Source organism: Bacteroidota bacterium (genome assembly GCA_018831055.1).
Lineage (GTDB): Bacteria > Bacteroidota > Bacteroidia > Bacteroidales > B18-G4 > M55B132.
In genome coordinates this window covers 1-3,046 of the sequence record JAHJRE010000032.1, presented here as the reverse complement: position 1 = coordinate 3,046, position 3,046 = coordinate 1, and the positions used below count along the sequence as shown (strand labels likewise).

General features: G+C 43.2%; 2 protein-coding genes. Both read right to left on the bottom strand.

Going from position 1 to position 3,046, the window contains the following annotated elements; translation table 11 throughout:
• Positions 1 to 75: 75 nt before the first annotated feature.
• Positions 76 to 2,256: a RelA/SpoT family protein gene (locus KKA81_02230; protein MBU2649728.1), complete on the bottom strand. Its 2,181-nt coding sequence runs from the start codon at positions 2,254 to 2,256 to the stop codon at positions 76 to 78.
• A gap of 79 nt (positions 2,257 to 2,335) precedes the next feature.
• A partial coding sequence (gene floA / locus KKA81_02225; GenBank protein MBU2649727.1) for a flotillin-like protein FloA occupies positions 2,336 to 3,046 on the bottom strand: 711 nt, incomplete at its 5' end.

The window sequence follows — 3,046 nt, the reverse complement described above, 5'->3', positions numbered from 1 at the left end:
TTGCAACCTGTCGCCTGTAACTTTGTGTTAATGTTTCCTGATACTCATAAATAAAAATTTGCTTTGTTATATCCCTTAGGCGTTTGGTTTTGTCAAAATGGCTTTCGTCACGCCTTTAACCTTTGCAATTTTATGGAGAAGTTCCCGGAGATATTCCATATCTTTAACACTGATGCGAATTTCACCAAAGAACTGTCCCCCTTTTTTTTCGACTTTCAGGCTGGTCATATTTACTTTAAAATCACGTGATATCACGGCGGTGATCTCATCCAGGATGCCTACCCTGTCATTACCAACCACCTTAATGTACTTGTTTTTGATCTCTTTATCTTTCCAGCTGACCGGGATTTTACGGTAACCGTAGTTTTCCAGAAGTCTTTTGGCATTGGGGCAATTCACCTGATGGATACTGATGCCTTTGCCGATAGTGACAAACCCGAATACTTTATCGCCGGGTGCAGGATTACAACATTTTGCAAGCCGGTAGTTAACATTATCCAGTAAATTATCTATGATAAGAACATCTTCGGGTTCATCGGATTCTGATGTACGGGTAAAGGTAGCCGGTGAATCCGTTCTTGGGGCTGAGGATTTTGATGTGTCTTCCAGTTTTTCCCGTATCAACACCCTCAGTTCATTGTAATCAAGCTTTTCTTCGGCAATCAAATCATACAGGTCGATAGAAGAAGCCAATTTATAATGCTTAACAAGTCCATTAATAATTTCATCCTTGTACGATATTTTCCAGTTCCTCAGTTTTCTCTTCAGAATTTCCAGCCCAATCTCTGCCAACTGGTATTTCTGCTCCTTCAGCGACCTTTTGATCTTTGCTGTTGCCTTGGAGGTTTTAACAAATTGAAGCCAGTCCTGTTTGGGTTTTTGGTTTTTAGAGGTGATTATTTCGACACGGTCTCCATTTTTCAGGATGTGTCGAATGGGAACATTGGCATTATTAACCCTCGCACCGCTGCAACTATCCCCTATCCTGGAATGTATAGAATAAGCAAAATCGAGTATGGTAGCTCCTTCCGGAAGATCAACCAGGTCACCTGTCGGGGTATAAACGTAAATTCTTCCAAGGCGGGCAGACCTTTTCGGGCTATCATCAAACTTGATCTGTTCCGGATTTCCCAGGATATCCCGGATCTGGTTCAGCCATTCCTCCATCCTCTCTTTTTCCTCAAATCCTTTGTACCTCCAATGTGCCGCTTGTCCTTTCTCCGCAATCTCATCCATTCTGCGTGTACGGATCTGGACTTCAACCCATTTATCGTTTTGGGCTCTGACGGTAGTGTGGAGGGATTCATATCCGCTGGCTTTGGGAGTGGTGATCCAGTCCCTCAGCCTCTTAGGGTTGGGTGGATAAATGTTTGTAACCAGGGAATACACTTTCCAGCAATCCGATTTCTCGTTGTCAGGTAGGCTGTCTATAATGATCCTGATGGCAAAAAGATCGTAAACTTCCTCCAATTCTACATTTTGTTTGATCATCTTTTCCCGTATGGAGGGGATAGATTTGGGCCGGCCTTTTATATCAAAGGTTATTTCACTTTTAAACAATTCCTTTTCAATGGGTGTTGCAAAATCCCTGATGAAAACTTCTCTTTTGCTTTGTGTAGCTGCCAGTTGTTCCTGGATCGACAGGTATTCTTCAGGAAAACGAAAACGCATTAAAAGATCTTCAAGTTCAGTTTTCACCCTGTACAAACCGAGACGATGAGAAATAGGAATATATAAGTATTCTACTTCGTTGGCAAAACGTCTTTTTTTCTCTTCCGGGAGACTGGCAAAATTCCGCATATCACAAAGTCTATGGGCAATTTTGAGCAGTATGATCCGGATATCACCTGCAACCGAAAGAAAAAGCTGATGAAATTTTTCCGACTGCAACGATATCTTATCTGTAGGCAGGGCTGAAATTCTGGTATAGCCTTCAATAAGCGTTAAAACGGTATCATCGAAGTTATTTTTTAACTCCTTTTGAGAAATACCGGAAACCAGAAAAACATTGTGTAAAAGCGCTGCTATTATCGATTTGGCTCCCAGAGACAGGTCGTCGGTAGCTACACGTGCTACTCCAAGAGAATGTTCAAGCAGGGGAATTCCCGTATCTGCAATCTTATCCTGATAAATCTCTACGGCCATCCTGAAGGCACGGTCAATATCATCATTGTCCTTCTGACTTACGAATGGCTCACAGGATTTAAGCAGTTCATTAAACTTTACTCCAATAGATTTAATCTGATTCCTGTTCATTAGTAAGAAATCAATTCAATTTACCCTGGCAAACCGGTATCACCGGTTTACAAAAAAGTATGATTTGGATAGAAATGGGTTATTTCTTCGGTTTATCCTGGTCTTCGCTGATACTGTCAGGTTTCGTCGGAGGTTCGGCTATTGACTCGCGCATCCTGGTATCAGCCTGGATGTTTTTGTAGCGGTAATAATCCATAATACCCAGGTTACCGTTTTTAAAGGCTTCAGCGATAGCTTTAGGTATCTCGGCTTCGGCCTGAATAACGTTGGCACGTGCTTCCTGGGCCTTGGCTTTCATTTCCTGCTCCTGGGCAATTGCCATTGCTCTGCGTTCTTCTGCCTTGGCCTGGGCAATATTTTTATCTGCATTGGCTTGATCCATCTGGAGGACTGCTCCGATATTTTTACCTACGTCGATATCGGCGATATCGATTGAAAGGATCTCGAATGCTGTTCCTGAATCCAGACCTTTTTCCAGAACGACTCTGGAAATAGAATCGGGATTCTCGAGTACCGACTTATGAGACTGAGCGGAACCGATTGAAGAAACAACGCCTTCTCCTACCCTTGCCAATACGGTTTCTTCGCCGGCACCTCCGACAAGTTGCTTGATATTGGCTCTTACGGTGACCCTCGCCTTGGCAATAAGCTGGATTCCATCTTTGGCTACAGCGGTCACGGGAGGAGTATCAATAACCTTGGGATTTACCGACATCTGAACTGCCTCGAGCACATTTCTTCCTGCAAGGTCAATAGCGGTGGCTGTCTTAAACCCCAGGTTCATATTAGC